General features: G+C 71.1%; 19 protein-coding genes. 10 read left to right on the top strand and 9 right to left on the bottom strand.

The window, feature by feature from the left end:
• Positions 1-116: 116 nt before the first annotated feature.
• Positions 117-524 (top strand): DUF6924 domain-containing protein, encoded by a 408-nt coding sequence (locus ACQEV1_RS27295; RefSeq protein ID WP_285623972.1) that lies wholly within the window; start codon positions 117-119, stop codon positions 522-524.
• Here ACQEV1_RS27295 and ACQEV1_RS27290 read toward each other — a convergent pair.
• Positions 521-1,603 carry a site-2 protease family protein gene (locus ACQEV1_RS27290; RefSeq protein ID WP_433397035.1) on the bottom strand — a complete coding sequence of 361 codons (1,083 nt, stop codon included), beginning with the start codon at positions 1,601-1,603 and terminating at the stop codon, positions 521-523. The genes ACQEV1_RS27295 and ACQEV1_RS27290 overlap by 4 nt on opposite strands.
• A gap of 124 nt (positions 1,604-1,727) precedes the next feature.
• Here ACQEV1_RS27290 and ACQEV1_RS27285 point away from each other — a divergent pair, with 124 nt between their 5' ends.
• Positions 1,728-3,278 carry a glycoside hydrolase family 10 protein gene (locus ACQEV1_RS27285; RefSeq protein ID WP_433397033.1) on the top strand — a complete coding sequence of 517 codons (1,551 nt, stop codon included), beginning with the start codon at positions 1,728-1,730 and terminating at the stop codon, positions 3,276-3,278.
• Between the two features lie 129 nt (positions 3,279-3,407).
• Positions 3,408-4,835 carry an extracellular solute-binding protein gene (locus ACQEV1_RS27280; RefSeq protein WP_433397031.1) on the top strand — a complete coding sequence of 476 codons (1,428 nt, stop codon included), beginning with the start codon at positions 3,408-3,410 and terminating at the stop codon, positions 4,833-4,835.
• 11 nt (positions 4,836-4,846) lie between these two features.
• On the opposite strand, the gene ACQEV1_RS27275 is transcribed toward ACQEV1_RS27280, so the two are convergent.
• Complete coding sequence (locus ACQEV1_RS27275; protein WP_433397029.1) at positions 4,847-5,560, bottom strand: zinc-ribbon domain containing protein; 714 nt, start codon at positions 5,558-5,560, stop codon at positions 4,847-4,849.
• 371 nt (positions 5,561-5,931) lie between these two features.
• Here ACQEV1_RS27275 and ACQEV1_RS27270 point away from each other — a divergent pair, with 371 nt between their 5' ends.
• From ACQEV1_RS27270 to ACQEV1_RS27255, 4 genes are all read left to right on the top strand, one after another.
• Positions 5,932-7,281, top strand: coding sequence for an extracellular solute-binding protein (locus ACQEV1_RS27270; protein ID WP_285623985.1), 1,350 nt, complete (start codon positions 5,932-5,934; stop codon positions 7,279-7,281).
• On the top strand, positions 7,281-8,207 hold the full coding sequence (locus ACQEV1_RS27265) for a carbohydrate ABC transporter permease (RefSeq protein ID WP_285623989.1): 927 nt from the start codon (positions 7,281-7,283) through the stop codon (positions 8,205-8,207). Before ACQEV1_RS27270 ends, ACQEV1_RS27265 begins: the two co-directional genes overlap by 1 nt.
• Positions 8,204-9,085 (top strand): carbohydrate ABC transporter permease, encoded by an 882-nt coding sequence (locus ACQEV1_RS27260; protein ID WP_285575904.1) that lies wholly within the window; start codon positions 8,204-8,206, stop codon positions 9,083-9,085. Before ACQEV1_RS27265 ends, ACQEV1_RS27260 begins: the two co-directional genes overlap by 4 nt.
• A 117-nt stretch (positions 9,086-9,202) precedes the next feature.
• Positions 9,203-9,406: a DUF3040 domain-containing protein gene (locus ACQEV1_RS27255; protein WP_285575903.1), complete on the top strand. Its 204-nt coding sequence runs from the start codon at positions 9,203-9,205 to the stop codon at positions 9,404-9,406.
• A gap of 242 nt (positions 9,407-9,648) precedes the next feature.
• Here the strand turns inward: ACQEV1_RS27255 and ACQEV1_RS27250 are convergent, their stop codons facing one another.
• The 6 genes from ACQEV1_RS27250 to ACQEV1_RS27225 all read right to left on the bottom strand — a co-directional run bounded on the left by ACQEV1_RS27250 (position 9,649) and on the right by ACQEV1_RS27225 (position 12,305).
• Positions 9,649-10,242 carry a DUF1707 SHOCT-like domain-containing protein gene (locus ACQEV1_RS27250; RefSeq protein WP_433397026.1) on the bottom strand — a complete coding sequence of 198 codons (594 nt, stop codon included), beginning with the start codon at positions 10,240-10,242 and terminating at the stop codon, positions 9,649-9,651.
• Positions 10,243-10,373: 131 nt separating this feature from the next.
• On the bottom strand, positions 10,374-10,610 hold the full coding sequence (locus ACQEV1_RS27245; protein WP_433397024.1) for a hypothetical protein: 237 nt from the start codon (positions 10,608-10,610) through the stop codon (positions 10,374-10,376).
• Between the two features lie 33 nt (positions 10,611-10,643).
• Positions 10,644-11,072, bottom strand: a complete 429-nt coding sequence (locus tag ACQEV1_RS27240; RefSeq protein ID WP_433397022.1) for an SHOCT-like domain-containing protein — start codon at positions 11,070-11,072, stop codon at positions 10,644-10,646.
• A gap of 20 nt (positions 11,073-11,092) precedes the next feature.
• On the bottom strand, positions 11,093-11,353 hold the full coding sequence (locus ACQEV1_RS27235) for a hypothetical protein (protein ID WP_433397020.1): 261 nt from the start codon (positions 11,351-11,353) through the stop codon (positions 11,093-11,095).
• Positions 11,353-11,751, bottom strand: coding sequence for a DUF2089 domain-containing protein (locus tag ACQEV1_RS27230; RefSeq protein ID WP_433397018.1), 399 nt, complete (start codon positions 11,749-11,751; stop codon positions 11,353-11,355). The genes ACQEV1_RS27235 and ACQEV1_RS27230 overlap by 1 nt, the downstream gene beginning before the upstream one ends.
• Before the next feature lie 128 nt (positions 11,752-11,879).
• Complete coding sequence (locus ACQEV1_RS27225) at positions 11,880-12,305, bottom strand: dTMP kinase (protein ID WP_433397016.1); 426 nt, start codon at positions 12,303-12,305, stop codon at positions 11,880-11,882.
• A gap of 239 nt (positions 12,306-12,544) precedes the next feature.
• On the opposite strand from ACQEV1_RS27225, the gene ACQEV1_RS27220 reads away from it, so the two are divergent.
• From ACQEV1_RS27220 to ACQEV1_RS27210, 3 genes are all read left to right on the top strand, one after another.
• Complete coding sequence (locus ACQEV1_RS27220; RefSeq protein WP_433397014.1) at positions 12,545-13,012, top strand: hypothetical protein; 468 nt, start codon at positions 12,545-12,547, stop codon at positions 13,010-13,012.
• Between the two features lie 169 nt (positions 13,013-13,181).
• Positions 13,182-13,838, top strand: a complete 657-nt coding sequence (locus ACQEV1_RS27215) for an alpha-ketoglutarate-dependent dioxygenase AlkB family protein (RefSeq protein WP_285624007.1) — start codon at positions 13,182-13,184, stop codon at positions 13,836-13,838.
• A 103-nt stretch (positions 13,839-13,941) separates the two neighbouring features.
• A complete protein-coding gene (locus ACQEV1_RS27210) occupies positions 13,942-15,102 on the top strand; it encodes an acyltransferase family protein (RefSeq protein WP_285624010.1) in 1,161 nt (386 codons plus the stop codon).
• Positions 15,103-15,138: 36 nt separating this feature from the next.
• Here ACQEV1_RS27210 and ACQEV1_RS27205 read toward each other — a convergent pair whose 3' ends face one another.
• Positions 15,139-15,894 carry a nuclease-related domain-containing protein gene (locus ACQEV1_RS27205; RefSeq protein ID WP_285624013.1) on the bottom strand — a complete coding sequence of 252 codons (756 nt, stop codon included), beginning with the start codon at positions 15,892-15,894 and terminating at the stop codon, positions 15,139-15,141.
• Between the last annotated feature and the right edge of the window lie 322 nt (positions 15,895-16,216).

Below are 16,216 nucleotides of genomic sequence, written 5' to 3'. Positions count from 1 at the left end.
GGCGTCAGCCTCCCGTGAGTCGGTACTCGGCCTACAAGACCAGCACGGTGCGGAAAAATCATCGGTACGGGGGCGCCCCGGTGCGTCCCCACAGCCGGAGACCGAGAGGACCGCCGATGACCGTTCCGTTGCCCAGGACGCAATACACGCCGCTGGTGCGCACCGGCTTCGCCGACCCGGCCGCGTGGGAGGCCCTGCGCACGGTGGTCGAGACGCCGAACGAGTACGAGTTCCTCGCCCACGTCGACTACATCGACGACCCGGCCTACCGCGACCTGCCGCCGGAGCGGATCCTCGAGCTGACCCCGGACGGGCATCCGATCGTGATCGTCGCCGACGACACCGCCCTCGGCTCGCCCGAGATGCCGCTGCTGGTCATCGACCTGCGCGCCGAGCGCGGGCGGGCGGTCCGGGTGATCGCCGAGAGACTGTGGAGCATCGAGAACAACCTGTCGATCTCCAACATGGACTTCGCCGAGTTCGCCGGCGCCGCCGGCGAGGACGGGATCTTCCGCGGCTTCTAGGAGGCCGGCAGGCGTTCGAGCGCGCGCGTCAGGTCGCGGGGCGTGACGATGCCGACGAGGCGCTCGCCGTCGAAGACCAGCAGGCGTTCGCGGGCGAGGCGGGGCAGCAGTTCGGCCAGCGAGGTCTGCGCCGCGGTGCGCCCGGCCTCCTCCACGACCGCGCCGACCGGCGCGGACGGGTCCTGTTCGCCGATCCGCTCGGCGGTCACGATGCCGCGGACGACACCCTCGTCCACCAGCGGGTAGGCGGTGTGACGGTGGCGGGGCAGCATCTCCCGCGAGAACTCCGCCGCCGTCATCGAGCCCGAAACCGTGAAGGGGTCCGGCGTCATGATCCGGCCGATCGTGATGCCCTCCAGGCGGGCGATCACGCGGGCCTGGCCCGCCTCCATCCCGGCCGCGGCGATCAGGAACCAGCCGATGACGATGAGCCACAGCCCGCTGAAGGTCCACAGCGACACGTAGAACCCGGCCACCATCGCGGCCCAGCCGAACCCGCGGCCGGTCTGGGCGGCGTGCAGGGTCGCCTTCGTACGGTCGCCGGACAGCCGCCACAGCAGGGCGTGCACGAGCCGCCCGCCGTCCAGCGGCGCCGCCGGGATCACGTTGAACAGGGCCAGCACCACGTTGATCGCCGCCAGCCAGGCCAGGCATCCGGCGACCAGGCCGTCCACGCCCGCCAGCAGCAGGACCGCGGACCCGGCGGCCAGCACCACGCCCAGCAGTAGACTCACCAGAGGTCCGGCCCCCGCGATCCGCAGTTCGGCGCCCGGGCTGTCCGGTTCGCCCTCGAACCGCGCCACCCCGCCCAGCAGCCACAAGGTGATGCCGTCGACGGTCAGCCCGTTGCGGCGCGCCACGACGGCGTGCGCGAGTTCGTGCGCGAGCAGCGACGCCATGAACGCCGCGGCGGTGACCAGCCCGCCGAGGACGTACACGACCGGGTGCAGGCCCTTGTAGGACTGGGGCAGGCGGTCGGCGGCCAGGCCATACGCCAGAAGAGTGAAGACGACGAGGACGGTCCAGTTGACGCCGACGCGCACGCCGACGATCCGGCCCAGCCGGAAGGTGTCGTTCATCCGCCGCCGCCTCATGAGAGTGCCCTTGCTGAACCGATACCCGGATGCGGGCCCGGACTCTCCGGCAGAATGCCATCCCATGGGCGGATCTCGGGGGCGGCACGGCAGGTGGAGATCGCGGCGGGTGAGCGCGGCGGCGGGCGCGGCGCTGCTCATCGCGGCCGGATCGGCGGCTTGTGGCGGGGGCCACGACGAGCCGCGGGCCTCGGCGGCGGGCGCGCCGGCGGCCGAATGCGGCCAGACCACCGCCGCGCGCGCCGGAGCGCGCCAGACCCGCGCGATGTGGATCGCGACCGTCAACAACGGCGACTGGCCGAGCCGGCCCGGGCTGCCGGTCGCCAAACAGCAGGCCGAATACCGCCACCTGCTGGACGTGGCCGAGAAGCTGAACTTCAACACCGTCTACGTCCAGGTACGCCCGGCCGCCGACGCGTTCTACGCCTCCCACTACGAGCCGTGGTCGCGGTTCCTCTCCGGGAAGCCGGGCGCCGACCCCGGATACGACCCGCTGCGGTTCCTCATCACCGAGGCGCACAAGCGCGGCCTGCAGCTGCACGCCTGGTTCAACCCCTACCGCGCCGCCACGCAGGCCGACCCCGGCAAGCTCGCGGCGAACAGCCAGACGCGGCTGCACCCGGACTGGGTGCACCGCTACGGCGGCGCACTGTGGTTCGACCCGGGGCTGCCGCAGGTCCGTGACCTGGCCGTACGGGTCGTCCTGGACGTGGTGCAGCACTACGACGTCGACGGCGTGCACCTGGACGACTACTTCTACCCCTATCCGATCGCGGGCAAGGCCTTCCCCGACGCCGCGACGTTCAAGAAGTACGGCGCCGGCTACAAGAACCTCGGCGACTGGCGGCGGCACAACGTCGACGCCCTCATCCAGGACCTGCACACGCGCATCCACCAGACGAAGGGCTGGGTGCAGTTCGGTGTCAGCCCGTTCGGGGTGTGGCGCAACAAGTCCCGCGACAAGGCCGGTTCGGCCACCGCCGCGCTGCAGAGCTACGACGACATCTACGCCGACAGCCGCACGTGGGTGCGCAAGGGCTGGGTCGACTACATCGCCCCGCAGCTGTACTGGCCGGTCGGGTTCAAGGCCGCCGACTACCGCACGCTCGTCGCGTGGTGGGCCAAGCAGGTCGCCGGCACCCACGTCCAGCTCGTCATCGGCCAGGCCGCCTACCAGGTCGGGCAGCCCGGCGCGTGGAAGGATCCCGCCGAGCTGTCCCGCCACGTCGCGATCGACGCGGGCTACCCGCAGGTCGGCGGTGAGGCGTTCTTCAGCGCGCACGACCTGGCCCAGGACCGCCACGGCTTCGCGACCCGGCTGCTGCGCGACCACTACTCCCGCCCGGCGCTGGCCCCGGTCGCCGGTCCCGGCGCGCCGCCCGCGGCCCCGGCCGAGCTGACGGCCAAGAACGGCCGGCTGACCTGGAAGGGCACCGGCGCCGCCGCGTACGCGGTGTACCGCGCCCCGGCCAAGAGCCCGGCGTGCATCGCGCCGGACGGCCGGTTCCTGCTGAAGGTCGTCGACGGCGACGCGCACACGACCTCCGACAAGACGGCCAAACCCGGCCACACCTACACCTACTACGTCACCGCGCTGGACAGCCGCCGCCACGAGTCGGCGACGACCCGCGGTGTCCAGGCGGCCGCGGCACACGACTGAACCCCGGCGCTTCCACGCGTACGGCCCGGACCTCGCCGGTCTCCGGCGCGGCGACAACCCTGTGGATCTCGGCGGCGGATTTGCTGCACACTGATGGCAAACCGCCATCCGCGCCGATGAAGGACAGCCATGGAGCTCGCGCCACCCCTTCCGGCGTACTACCGGCTCAAGCGCCGGCTGCTGGCCGACATCGAGGCCGGTCACTACGGCACGGACGGGCGGCTGCCCACCGAACACGAGCTGTGCGCCGCCTACGGCCTGTCCCGTACGCCGGTGACGCGGGCGCTGTCGGAACTGGCCGCCGAGGGCGTCGTCGTACGGCACCGCCGCCGCGGCACCTTCGTCGACCCCGGCTGGATGGCCCGCCTGCACGCCGCGCCGAAGATCTCGGTGATGGCCACCCACGGCAGCTGGGAGGGGCAGTTAAGAGAGGCGGCAGGCAACGACCTGCGGCTGGAGTTCACCACGGCGCCGCTGTGGGAGACACGGGCGATGTTCCGGCGCGCGATCGCCGAGGGCCGCGGCCCCGACTTCGCCATCGTCGACTCGGTGTGGGTCGCCGAGTTCGCCGAGTCGCACATGCTCACCCCCATCGCCGAGCTGGACGCCGACTGGGCGGCCGAGCACGACGCCGACTTCCTGCCGCCCTTCGTCGACGCGTACCGGTTCGAGGGGCAGGGCCTGGTCGCGGTGCACGCGCCGGCCGACGTGGCCGGGCTGTGGTACGACCGCGCGGCCCTCGGCGGGGCGGCGCCGCCGCAGACCTGGCGTGAGCTGCGCGCGCTGGCCCGCGCCCTGGCCGCCGACGCGCCCCGCGGCGAGCACGCCCTGGTCATGCCGGGCGGCGCCGCGGCGGGGGAGACCACCACGTACGCGCTGGTGGCGCTGCTGGTGGCCAACGGCGCGACCGTGTTCACGCCCGAGGCGGTGACGCTGGACAGCCCGGCGACGGTCGCGACGCTGCGGTTCCTGCGCCGGCTCGCCGACGACGGCGCGCTGCCCGCCGAGGTCGTCACCTACGACATGGACCGGGCCGCGCAGATGCTCGCCGCCGGTCGCGCCCGCATGATCATCGGGGCGAGCTACCAGGCCGAGAGACTGGCCGCCGAGACCGGCACGCCGCTGGCCGAGGTCGCCGGGCGGTTCGGGTTCGCGCCGCTGCCGGCCGGCCCGCACGGCCCGCCGGGGATCCTGTGCGGCGGCATGGTGTACTGCGTCCCCCGCCAGGCCCGCCACCCGGAGCTGGCGATGCGGCTGCTGCGCGCCGCGACCGCGCCCAAGTGGCTGGCGCAGGTGTGCGCCGAGACCGGTCAGCTCCCGCCCCGCCGCAGCGTCCTGGACGCCCTGGCCCCGGTCTCCCCGTTCCACGCCGAGACCGCCGCACTGCTCGAGCACGCCGTCGTACGGCCCTCCGCGCCGACGTACGCGCTGGTGTCGGCGCAGTTGCAGACGATGCTCGAAGGAGTGCTCACCCGCCGCTGGAGCCCGGCCGCCGCGGTCAGCCTGACCGCCGACCGGATCAGCGCCATCACCGGCCGCCCGATCGTCCGCGGCTGACCGCTCCGGCGTCACTGGTCCTCCGCCGGGCGTGGCTCGGCGAGCCGGCGACGGGCGTGTTCGAGTGGTTCGCGCAGGCTCCGGGTCCGGCGTGTGCGCGCCAGGCGGACGAATCGTCGGTAGCAGTCCGCCGCCCGCTCGGTGCGGCCGGCGGCGTCGTGGCACATCGCCTCCCAGAAGTGCGCGGTGACCGCACCCGGGTCGAGCCGCGCGGCCTTGCGCGCCGCGGCGATTCCGCGCGCCGGGTCGCCCGTGCCCGTTCTGAGGGTGTGCTCGGCCGTCGCGGCCGCGAACTCCAGCAGCGCCCGGACGTCGTCGGGGTGCGCGCGGAGGTCGTCCGCCGCGTGGGCGAGCCGCTGCCCGAGCGCGCGGGCCGCCCGGCGTTCCCGGCGGCACTCGGGGCACGACGCGGGCGGCCCGCCCGCCACGGACAGTCCCAGGACCTCGTACCAGTGCCGCTGCCGCTCCGCGGGCCAGACGAACGCCGTGCCGCATGCGCGGCAGCGGAGTTCCCGGTCGACGTAGAAGTACCGCGGCGGCCGGCAGCGCGGGCAGAATCCCCGCTGCCGTGAGGGGTCGCCGCGTACGGCCCCGGAGGGCAGGTCGGGCTGGAACGTCAGGTCGTAGCCGGCCGGGGCGTGGGGGATCGGCCCGTAGAGCGGGTGGTCCTCCCACCGCACGCCATCACGCCCGCCGGCGCCGCGCTCCTTCGGGTTCGGCGTCACGTGGCGGCCCTTTCCGGCATCGGTGCTCTCTCAGCCGGCGTGAAGGATCCGGAGGCGATCGGGTTCCGCCGGATCCCGATCAACGACCTGGACCGGCGTCCAGGCCCATTGCCAGACGCTGACGCCCGGCGTGCGGGAGAACCGGAACGAGAGCGCCGATCCGCACCGCTGATCCGTCAGGTCCGCTCCGCGCCATACGCCCCGCCTCAACTCGCCGTCGTGCGTGATTATGACGTGCGTCGGTGGCCACGCGCGGCGGCGATGTAACCAACCAGTAAGGTGTCTGTCACCTCTTCTGTCAGGCCTTGACGCCACACGCCCGTCCTTCCACATTTGCCACAACACAATGGCAATTCGCGGAGGTGCTGCGCATGCGGCGGCAATGGGCTCTCGTGATGACGGCGGTGACGGTCGCGGCGGGGTTGAGCGCCTGCGGCGACAGCGGATCCTCGGACGGTAAGACGATCAAGGTCGCCTACCAGAAGTTCGGCAACTTCATCGGCGCCGACGAGCTGTTCAAGAAGATCAAACCGGTCTTCGAGCAGCAGAACCCCGGTGTCAAGCTCAAGCTCATCCCGATCGAGGCCGACGAGAACTCCTACTACACCAAGCTCGGCCTGATGCGACGCTCCAAGTCCACCGCGCCCGACGTCGCCTACGAGGACACCTTCTTCGTCAACTCCGACGCCCAGGCCCGGTTCCTCATGCCGCTCGACGACAAGCTCGCCTCCTGGCCGGACTGGAGCCAGTTCGTCGCCGCGTCCAAGGCCGCCGGCAAGGCCGGTGACGGTCACACCTACGGCGTCCCGATGGGCACCGACACCCGCGGCCTGTGGTTCAACAAGAAGATCTTCGCCAAGGCGGGCCTGCCCGCCGACTGGCAGCCCAAGAACTGGAACGACCTGCTCACCGCGGCACGCCAGATCAAGGCCAAGGTCCCCGGCGTCATCCCGCTCAACGTCTACGCCGGCAAGGGCGTCGGTGAGGCCTCCTCCATGCAGGGCTTCGAGATGCTGCTGTACGGCACCGCCGACAAGCTGTACGACGACCAGACCAAGAAGTGGGTCGCGCCCAGCCGCGGCATGAACGACGCGATGAACTTCCTCAAGACCGTCTACTCCGAGAAGCTCGGCCCGACCCAGCAGCAGGCGCTGGACCCGCACTGGAGCGACAACGTCGCCGCGCAGGAACTCCCGCAGGGCAAGCTCGCCATCGCCCTGGACGGCTCCTGGCTGCCGCAGGGCTGGATCCCCGGCGGCGTCTCCGCCTGGCCCGACTGGTCCAAGACCCTCGGCACCGCGCCCATGCCCACCCAGAACGGCCAGGCGCCCGGCAAGGTCAGCCTCTCCGGCGGCTGGCTGCTGTCGGTCGGCGCGAACACCAAGAACCCCGACGCGGCGTGGAAGCTGGTCCAGCTCGCCATGAACAAGGAGAACTCCCTGTTCTTCTACATCAAGGGGACCCAGGTCTCGGTCCGCAACGACGTGACCAGCGACCCGGAGTACGTCAAGGGCAACCCGACCCAGCAGTTCTGGACCAGCCTGGTCCAGTACACCCAGTACCGCCCCGCCTACAGCGTCTACCCCCAGATCTCCAACCAGCTCCAGGCCGCCACCGAGGCCGTCGTCACCGGCCAGTCCGCACCCGACAAGGCGGTCAATGACCTGGCCGGCCAGATCAAACAGCTCGCCGGACCGGACAAGGTCGAAGGGACCTCCTGATGGTCGCGGTGGACCTGCCCGAGTCCACCCGGCCCGCCGCCCGCCGCTCGCCCGCCGCGCGCGGGCGGCGGGCCGCCGGCCGGATCCTGCCGCTGGTTCCCGCGTTCGCGCTGATCGCCCTGTTCTTCCTCGGCCCGATCCTGTGGTGCGTCTACGCCTCCTTCACCGACGTCGCCCTCACCGGCGCCACCGCCAGCACCCCGCACCTGATCGGCCTGCGCAACTACCGGCGGATGTTCGCCGACCCGGCGTTCGGCCAGTCGCTGTGGCTGACCGTCGTGTTCGTGGTCGGCTCGGCCGTCATCGGGCAGAACGTCGGCGGCATGGCGCTGGCGCTGCTGATGAAGTCGCGCCACCGGATCGCCCGCGCCGTCGTCGGCGCGATCGTGGTCGGCGCGTGGGTGATGCCCGAGCTGGTCGCCGGGTTCGTCTGGTACGCGTTCCTGGCCGACGACGGCACCCTCAACGCGATCCTGCGCGCGGTGGGCCTGCACGGAAAGAGCTGGCTGTACGTCATGCCGCTGCTGTCGGTGATCATCGCCAACGTCTGGCGCGGCACGGCCTTCTCCATGCTCGTCTACTCCGCCGCGCTGTCGAACGTGCCCGAGGACCTGCTGGAGGCCGCCGCCGTGGACGGCGCCTCGGCGTACCGGCGGCTGCGGCACATCACCCTGCCGCTGATGCGCCGCGCCGTCATGACCAACCTGATGACGATCACACTGCAGACGCTGGCGGTGTTCACGCTGATCTTCGTGATGACCGGCGGCGGGCCCGGCACCAAGACCCAGACCCTGCCGATCTACATGTACCAGAGCGCGTTCAAGTTCTACCAGCTCGGCTACGGCGCCGCGCTGGCGATCGTGCTGCTCGCCGTCGGCGGCGTGTTCTCGGTCATCTACCTGCGGATGATGCGGGAGGAAATATGACCACGGCCGTGAGCGCGACCCCGCGCACCTCCCGGCCCCCGCGCCTGTCCACGACCGGACCGCGCCGCCGGGCCGCCGCCGCCGTGGCGTACCTGGTGCTGGCGCTGGTCGCGATCGCGTTCCTGCTGCCGTTCGGGTGGCTGTTCCTGGCCTCGGTCTCCGACCAGGCGTCGCTGAAGGCCGACGTTCCGCACCAGCTGACACTGCGCAACTTCGCCGACGTCCTCACCGGCGACAACCTGCACGCGCTCGCCAACAGCCTGGTGCTGTCGCTCGGCGCGGCCGTGCTCACCCTCGTGCTCGCCGCGCCGGCCGCCTACCCGCTCTCGCGCTACACCCGGCGGTTCGGTCGGCCGATCCTGCTCGGCCTGCTGTTCGCCACCGGCCTGCCCATCACCGCGATCCTCGTGCCGGTGTACGGGCTGTTCGTCCAGCTCGAACTGCTCGACTCCATCCCGGCCACCACCTTGTTCCTCACCGCGACCGGGCTGCCGATGGCGATCTGGATGATGAAGAACTTCATGGACGAGGTGCCGATCGCGCTGGAGGAGGCGGCCTGGGTCGACGGCGCCTCGGGGTTCCGTGCCCTGCTGCGGATCGTGCTGCCGCTCATGCTGCCCGGCACCACCGTGGTGTTCACCTTCACGTTCGCGTTGACGTGGGGGAACTTCTTCGTGCCGTTCATCCTGCTCGTCGACCCCGCCAAACAGCCCGCCTCGGTCGCCATCTACCAGTACTTCGGCCTGCACGGCACGGCCTCCTACGGCCTGCTCGCCGCGTTCTCCATCCTGTACTCCCTGCCCGTCGTCGTGCTGTACACGTTGGTCCAGCGGGTGCTGGGGAACGCCTTCGCCCTGTCCGGAGGTGTCAAGGGGTGAGGCGACCGGTTCGCGCCGAAGAAGAACGAACGGTAATCGGACTCCTTCCTCAAGGTTTCCCCCCGGAGGTAAAGGGGGGATGATTCGAGGAAATGTAAGACCCCCTGGAGGTGCGGCATGGCGCTCTCGATGGAGGAGGAGCGGATCCTCACAGAGATCGCATCTCAACTCGGCCAGGAAGACCCGGCGCTGGCGGGCCGCCTGGCGAACTTCGGGCGCCTGCGCAGGCGCCGGCGTATTCGCGCCATCGCGGCGATCGTGATCGCGGTGCTCGTGATCGCCGCATTGGTCGGAGCGGCGTTCGTGACGCTTCCCACCTGACAAACGTGAACCGCCCCCGCCGGATCTGGATCCGGCGGGGGCGGCACGTCTGGGCCGGTGTGGTGGTCGCCTCGCGGCGAAGGCACAACGCGGCTCCTGCTCCGGCCGAGACCGGACGGTATTCCGCGAAGGCGATAGGTGCGGCCCGGGGACACATGCCACACCGGCACCACCAATGTAACCCCTTCCCACCGGTGGATATTCCATCGCCGCGCCTGCGGCCCCGGCCGGCACCCGCCGTGTCACCGGCGCGGCGCCTGCCAGCGGGTGTCGAGCCGGCCGTGCCGCATCCGGCCCACCACGCGGACGTACAGCGTCTCCGGCGTGTCGTCGCCCGCGGTCCTGCTGATCGCGAGCGCGCTGTGCCGTACCGACAGCTCGTTGGCGTCCACCACCATGCCCGGCGCGAGGACCAGCTCCACGTTGCCGCCGCGCACCTGCAGCTCGATGACCAGCTCGGGCGCGCTGCGCACCGCGCTGGTCAGGTCCAGCATCACGTCGCACCACGCGGTGCGCAGGACCAGCCGGCGCGGCAGCGTCCACCGGCCGTCGCGGCGCACCGAGCCGTGCTTCTCACGGATGGTGAGCAGTTCGGCGGCCGGCGTCCCGGCGAGCGGCGGAGGGAGTGCGCCGCCGCCCGGCACCGCGATCAGATCGGTGATGAGCGGGGTCAGCGCGTCGACGGTACGGGCGGCCAGCGCCGCGTCCAGCCGCTCGTCGAACTCGACCGGGTCGAGCCGGCCGTCGGCGACGGCGGCGTGCAGCAGTTCGATGATCCGGTCGCGGTCCGTGTCGGACGCGCGCAGCGCGGGGGAACTGGGCGGATCTGCCGGCATCCGGCCTCCTCGGCGGTGAGGTGATCGTTGACTGTTCGGCTAGCCGGCGACGATTCTGCGGCGGTAGGCGGCCATCGGACCGGCTGCTGTGCGAACAGGTCGCGGATCGTGTCGACGATGGATGTCACGGGTCAGTTGTCGGCGAAGGCGCGCACCGGCGCGGGCATGGTGTCGGTGGGGACGAACGTCGAGCTGATGAACGGCAGGAAGACGAGCGGGTAGGAGAAGGCGCCCGCGCCGTCCGGGGTCTTGGCGGTGAGGCCGGCGACGACGGCGAGCCAGGTCAGGGCCAGGGTGAAAACGACGGTGACGTGGCGCATGGCTCGGCCCGTCAACAGGGCGGTGTCGCCGGAGAAACGCAGGGCCATCGTGATTCCTCGGTGGTCCGTGCCGCGGCGGTGTCACTCGCAGAACACCTGCACCTTGGTGTCGGGCTCGTCGACGTCGACGATGACGTCGCCGAGCTGATCGATGAGCTCTTCGAGGTGTTGCGGCTTGAGTTCGGTGAGGTCGATCGGCACCCCGGACCTGTCCAGCTCCGCGTTGACCCTAGCGAGCGCCGGCGGAGGGATGAGGCTCGCGAGCCGGACCCCGGCGCGCAGCAGCTGGAGCGGGACCCGGATGTTGATCCGGGTCGGCTCGGCGCCGGGGTGGTCCGCCGCGTTCACCACCACGCGCAGGTACTTGGGCCGGCGGCGTGGGTGGGACTCGGCCGCCGGCGGCGACTCGGGCCGTGCCCGTTCGAGGGCGTCGATCAGCCGTTCGGCCTCGTCCGCGGTGATCTTGCCCTCGGCCAGCATCTGCAGGATCTGGCGGCGCTGCTCGTTCATCGCTGTTTCTTTCCTCTGACTCATCTGACGCTTACCAGCACGGCCGTCCGGCCCTGCTCGATCTCGATCCGAGTGCCGGGCAGCGCCCACAGCAGCCGCCCGGTGCCGCGCAGCGCGCCCGTCGGGCTCACCCGGAAGACGAGGCATGCGACCAGTCCGGCCAGCACGCCGAGCAGCAACAGCGGTGAAAGCACCAGGAGTACCGGCACGACAGGGACGTACAGCCGCAGCGACCGGCCGTTGCGACGGCGATGACGGACCGTCACCAGCTGCGGGATCATCAGGATTTCTCCAGCTCGGCCAGCGCCTCCTGGACGCTGATCTCCCCCCGCCGCAGGCGGTCGACGACGTCGGCGCCGGTGGGCTCCGGGTCGACGTCGACGAAGTCGAGGTGCTCGGCGATCCGGTTCAGCCGGGACTTGATGGTCGGGTAGCTCACCCCGAAGATCCGCCCCATCTCCTTGATCGAACCGTGCGACCGCAGGAACGCGGCGACGAACACCTGGTCGTCGACACTGAGCTGAGCCAGCTGCGGCGGCTCGAACCGGCCCTCGACCACGACGCCGCTGTCGGCCAGCCGGACCCGCTCGACCACGAACGGCCGCCCGTGCGTCAGGTCCGTCAGTTCCTGCCAGTCCACTCTCGGCCCCTCACCCTCGGCGACATGCCCGCAGTTCATTTCTACCTTGATTTTCTTAAGCTCTCAACGCGGCGAACATAATTTTATCGATGTTGATCTTGAAGATCATAAAGCTCCAGCTCAGTGTCGCTCGCGTCGCCACGTCCTTCGGCGGCGCGTCCCGGCGGTCATGCCGGCGGCCCAGACGCTGAGACCGATGCGAACACCGACCACACCCGCTCGTGGACCTCCTCAAGGGGCCGGTCCGCGGGGATGTGGACGTATCCGGTGGCCGCGTCCAGGGCCAGGTAGGCGTCCCGCAGCGAGACGAGGTACTCGAGGGACTCCTCGTCATGACCGCGGCGCAGGATCCGTTCCCGGGCGATCCGCGGGTCGAGGTCCAGCCAGACCGTCACCGTCGGGCGCGCCAGGTACAGGTCGGCGAGGACCTGGAGCAACCTCGCCGGATCCGGGGTTCGCGAGACCGCGTCGACGGCCAGGTGGCAGTCCGCGTAGCGGTCAGAGACCCAGACGGCGCCCCGGTCGGCGGCCTCCTGCCGCGACCGGGCGATCCAGCCCGCCGCGGTCTCGGCGAGAGCGACTCGCTCGGCCACCGAGTGCCGCTCGACGTCGACACCCGCTGCGTCCCACCGTGACCCGGCCTCCCGCCGTCCGGAAACGAGGACACGTCGGCGACCTGCGGCGATACCGTCCAGAAAGTCGCCACCGGCCGTTCCGATCTTCCTCGCGGGCCGCCCTGCACGGTCGTGGACATCACTCTCCGTATTTGCTTGTATTCAAATCGTCACCATCGAGGTCAAGTCTCGGGCACAACGGACTAAAGGAGATATCAATGTCCAAACTTCGCAGCTCACTCTGCGTCACGGCCGTGGCCGCCGGATTGGCCTTCGCGGGCGCGGCGGCCGCCGGTACCGCTCAGGCGATCACGGCCACGCCCACCAACCGGCACGGCGCGCACCAGCGGGCTGACGCGATCTTCCGGCCCACGGTCACGCTGTACCGCAACGAGGCGCTGACCTCGGGCAACGGCCGGGCCATCCTGCGGTTGCAGGAGGACGGCAACTTCGTGCTCTACAAGGACGGCAGGCCGGTCTGGCAGGCGCCGAACGCCTGGGGCAACGGCGTCTCCGCGGTCTTCCAGGAGGACGGCAACTTCGTGGTCTACGCCAGCGGCGGCAGGCCGGTCTGGGCGTCGAACACCTGGCACAGGGGCGCCTACCTCGCGGTGCAGGACGACGGCAACGTCGTCATCTACAACAGCAACAGGCAGCCGGTCTGGGCCACCAACACCGGAGACTGACCGCTTCGCCGTCACAGGTGACCCGGGCGCCCTTCCGTAGGCGACCCGGGTCCGCTTGTTCCTGAGAGGCCGAATTCCCGGGGCGCGTGCCGTCCGGCCATCACATACCGTGGCGTGCGGAAGCCGGCACGGGCCGACAGAGGAGCCGGCATAGGAGGAGGTCAGGGGCGTGACGGCGCTGATCCCGCGGCCGCGGGCGGAGGTGGCGCCCGGGGCGGTGCACGTCCCGGGCTGGCTGACCGCCGACGAGCAGCGGCGACTGCTCGACGCCTGCCGCGAGTGGGCCCGTTCCCCGGCGGGGATGCGACAGACCCGCCTGCCGGGCGGCGGCGTGATGTCGGTGCGCACCGTCTGCCTCGGCTGGCACTGGGTGCCCTACCGCTACCAGCGCACGGCCGACGACGGCGCTCCGGTCAAGCCGTTCCCGGCCTGGCTCGCCGACCTCGGCCGGCGCGCCGTCGCCACCGCGTACGGTCACGACGGCGGTTACCGGCCCGACATCGCGCTGGTCAACTTCTACGACGCCGAGGCCCGCATGGGCCAGCACCAGGACAAGGACGAACGCAGCCTCGCGCCGGTCGTCTCGCTCAGCATCGGCGACACCTGCGTGTTCCGTTTCGGCAACACCCGCGACCGGGGGCGGCCCTGGAGCGACGTCCAGCTGGAGTCCGGTGACCTGTTCGTGTTCGGCGGCGAGTCCCGGCTGGCCTACCACGGCGTGCCCAAGACCCTGCCCGGCACGGCCCCGCCCTTCCTGGGGCTGCGCGGCCGCCTCAACCTGACCCTGCGCGAGTCGGGCCTGGGCCCGGACGGCGGTGCGGTGTGAGCGCGCCGTGGTTCGCCGGCCCGCCCCGCCGCGTTGAGGTGGTGTTCAGGATCTTCGTGTTGACTGACCCGGTCACCCGTTGTCGAGCGCAGGGTTCTCCGTTTTGACCACCGTCGCCTCGGTCAGCACCACCCCGCCCGCACGCTCGCGTGCGGCCGTCCGTGACCCCTACTTCGACAACGCCAAGTTCCTCGCGGTCGTGCTCGTGGTGATCGGCCACGCCTGGGAGCCGCTGCGGGCCGCGAACGTCGGCGGTCGGGTGCTCGAGGCGGCCCAGACATTCGTCTACGCCTTCCACCTGCCGGTCTTCATCGTCATGTGCGGATACTTCTCCCGCGGGTTCACCGCCGGACGCGACCGCACGCGCAAGCTCGTCGCCGCGATCGTCGTCCCGTATGTGATCTTCAGCGTGGCGTATCCGCTGTGGGCCGGCCTGCTCGCGGGCAACCACGTCGGCTGGGACCCGCTCGAACCGTACTACCTGACCTGGTTCATGCCCGCGCTGTTGCTGTGGCGGCTGTCGACCCCGCTGTGGCAGCAACTCCGCTACCCCATCACGGCCGCCCTGGTGATCTCGATGCTCGCGGGCTTCATCACGCTGCCGAGCATGCTCAACGCCGCGCAGGTGCTGTCGTTCCTGCCGTTCTTCGTGGTCGGGCTCACTCTGCGGCCGCACCACTTCGCGTTCCTGCGGCGCCGTACGATGCGCGTCGCCGGTGCGGTGCTGCTGGTGCTCGGCGGGGTGGCCGCCTACGCCGCGGCGCTGACCGTGGACCCCGAATGGGTGCACTGGCGGCGCAGCTTCGGCCAGCTCGGCGTCGGCGCGCCCGCGGGCGTGGGGTTCCGGCTGCTCGCGCTGGCCTCGGCGGTCGCGCTGACGGTGGGTTTCCTCGCCGTCGTGCCGGGCCGCCGCACGTGGTTCACCCGCTTCGGGTCCGCCAGCATGTACGTCTACCTGCTTCACGGCTTCGTCACCCTGTTCCTGTCCTACCAGGGCTGGTACTACCGGGTCTCCGGAGCGGAGCTCGTGCTGGTGACCGTCGGCTGCGGGGCCCTGGCCGTGGCGCTGGCCAGCGGCACCGTACGCGGGGTGTTCCGGTGGGCGGTCGAGCCCCGGCTGGACTGGCTCTTCCATCCCCGCGTGCCCGCACCGGCCGGAGCCGTACGGCGGCCGGCCGGCACGGACCACGCCGGCCCCGCCAGGTCGCGGGACCGGGCGCAGGCCCTGCCGCCGGAACGACAGGGCGGCGCATCACCTCGGTGACCGGCCCCGGATCGGCCACCGCGGGACGTACGGGCGTCAGCGTACGAACAGGGCCTGCCGGCTGATCGGCAGCGTGCTCGCGGCCTCGTAGATCTCGGTGATCTGCTCGGGGGTGTAGCGGACGCGCCGGTTCCGCAGCCATCGAGGCAGGCGGTGCGCGCGCAGCAACGTGACGCCCTCGGCGCTGACCAGGCCGCGCTGCAGATCGCCGCCGTAGACGACCTTCACCGGCTCGACGGGAACCTCGCGGCCGAGCCGTTCGCGCAGCATTTCGGCCGCCTCCTCGGCGGTTTCGCGCAATTCCGTGGCGACCTTGGCTCCGGACCGCTCATCGATATACAGCTTCCCGCGGTATTCGGCCAATTGCGTGTCCGGAGGCACCGCCTCGTTCTGGATGAGCATGACGCCGGTGCCGCCGACGACCAGATGGTCGATCTGCCCGCGACCGGGGATGTTCCGGCCGTGCAGCACGTGGAAGCCACGCCATTCGACGAGCGTCCGCAGGATCCGTGCCGTGCGGCGCTCGCCGCGCATCCCCTTGCGCCACACGCTGGAGGACGCGCGTTCCCGCCAGTGCCACAAGGTGTCCGCGGCCGCGACCACGAGCGCGGCCAGCAGGCCCCAGGGCAGGGAGAACAGCCAGGTGCCGACAATGAGGCCCGCGGCGGCCATGCCACCGCGGATCTGCAGGCGCCGGCGCCGGCCCTGTGCCCACAACTGCTCGTTGATGGACTGTGGTGACCCGCCGACCCACGCGGGGTTGTCCGGAACATAGATCGACCTGCCGAACATTTTTGCCGCCCCTTTCCGCGATGCATGCCTATTGTTACTTGCCTCGCGGTGAGGTGCACGAGCGGGTAAGCCATTTGACGCAGCAGAGCAATATTACAGAATGTGTAATGCCAGTGTTGATAAAAGTTGCAGCGCAAGCGCCGGCGGCTGCGAGCGCGGGTCTCCTGCGGCGGGGACGTCCGTGTGGTCGAGGGCCTGAACCGGTCGGAGCCGAGGACCCGTCAGGGGCGCTCCGCGAACGTGACGTCCCACCGGACCAGGGAGGTTGGCGGCCGAGGGCATGAGTTTGGCAGGCTACCGGTGGCCGGGCGCCGCGCTTGTT

It is taken from the genome of Actinoallomurus sp. CA-142502 (assembly GCF_050936355.1).
GTDB lineage: Bacteria > Actinomycetota > Actinomycetes > Streptosporangiales > Streptosporangiaceae > Actinoallomurus > Actinoallomurus iriomotensis.
The sequence above is the reverse complement of the archived record's forward strand: the minus strand, read 5'-3'. Positions and strand labels throughout refer to the sequence as shown.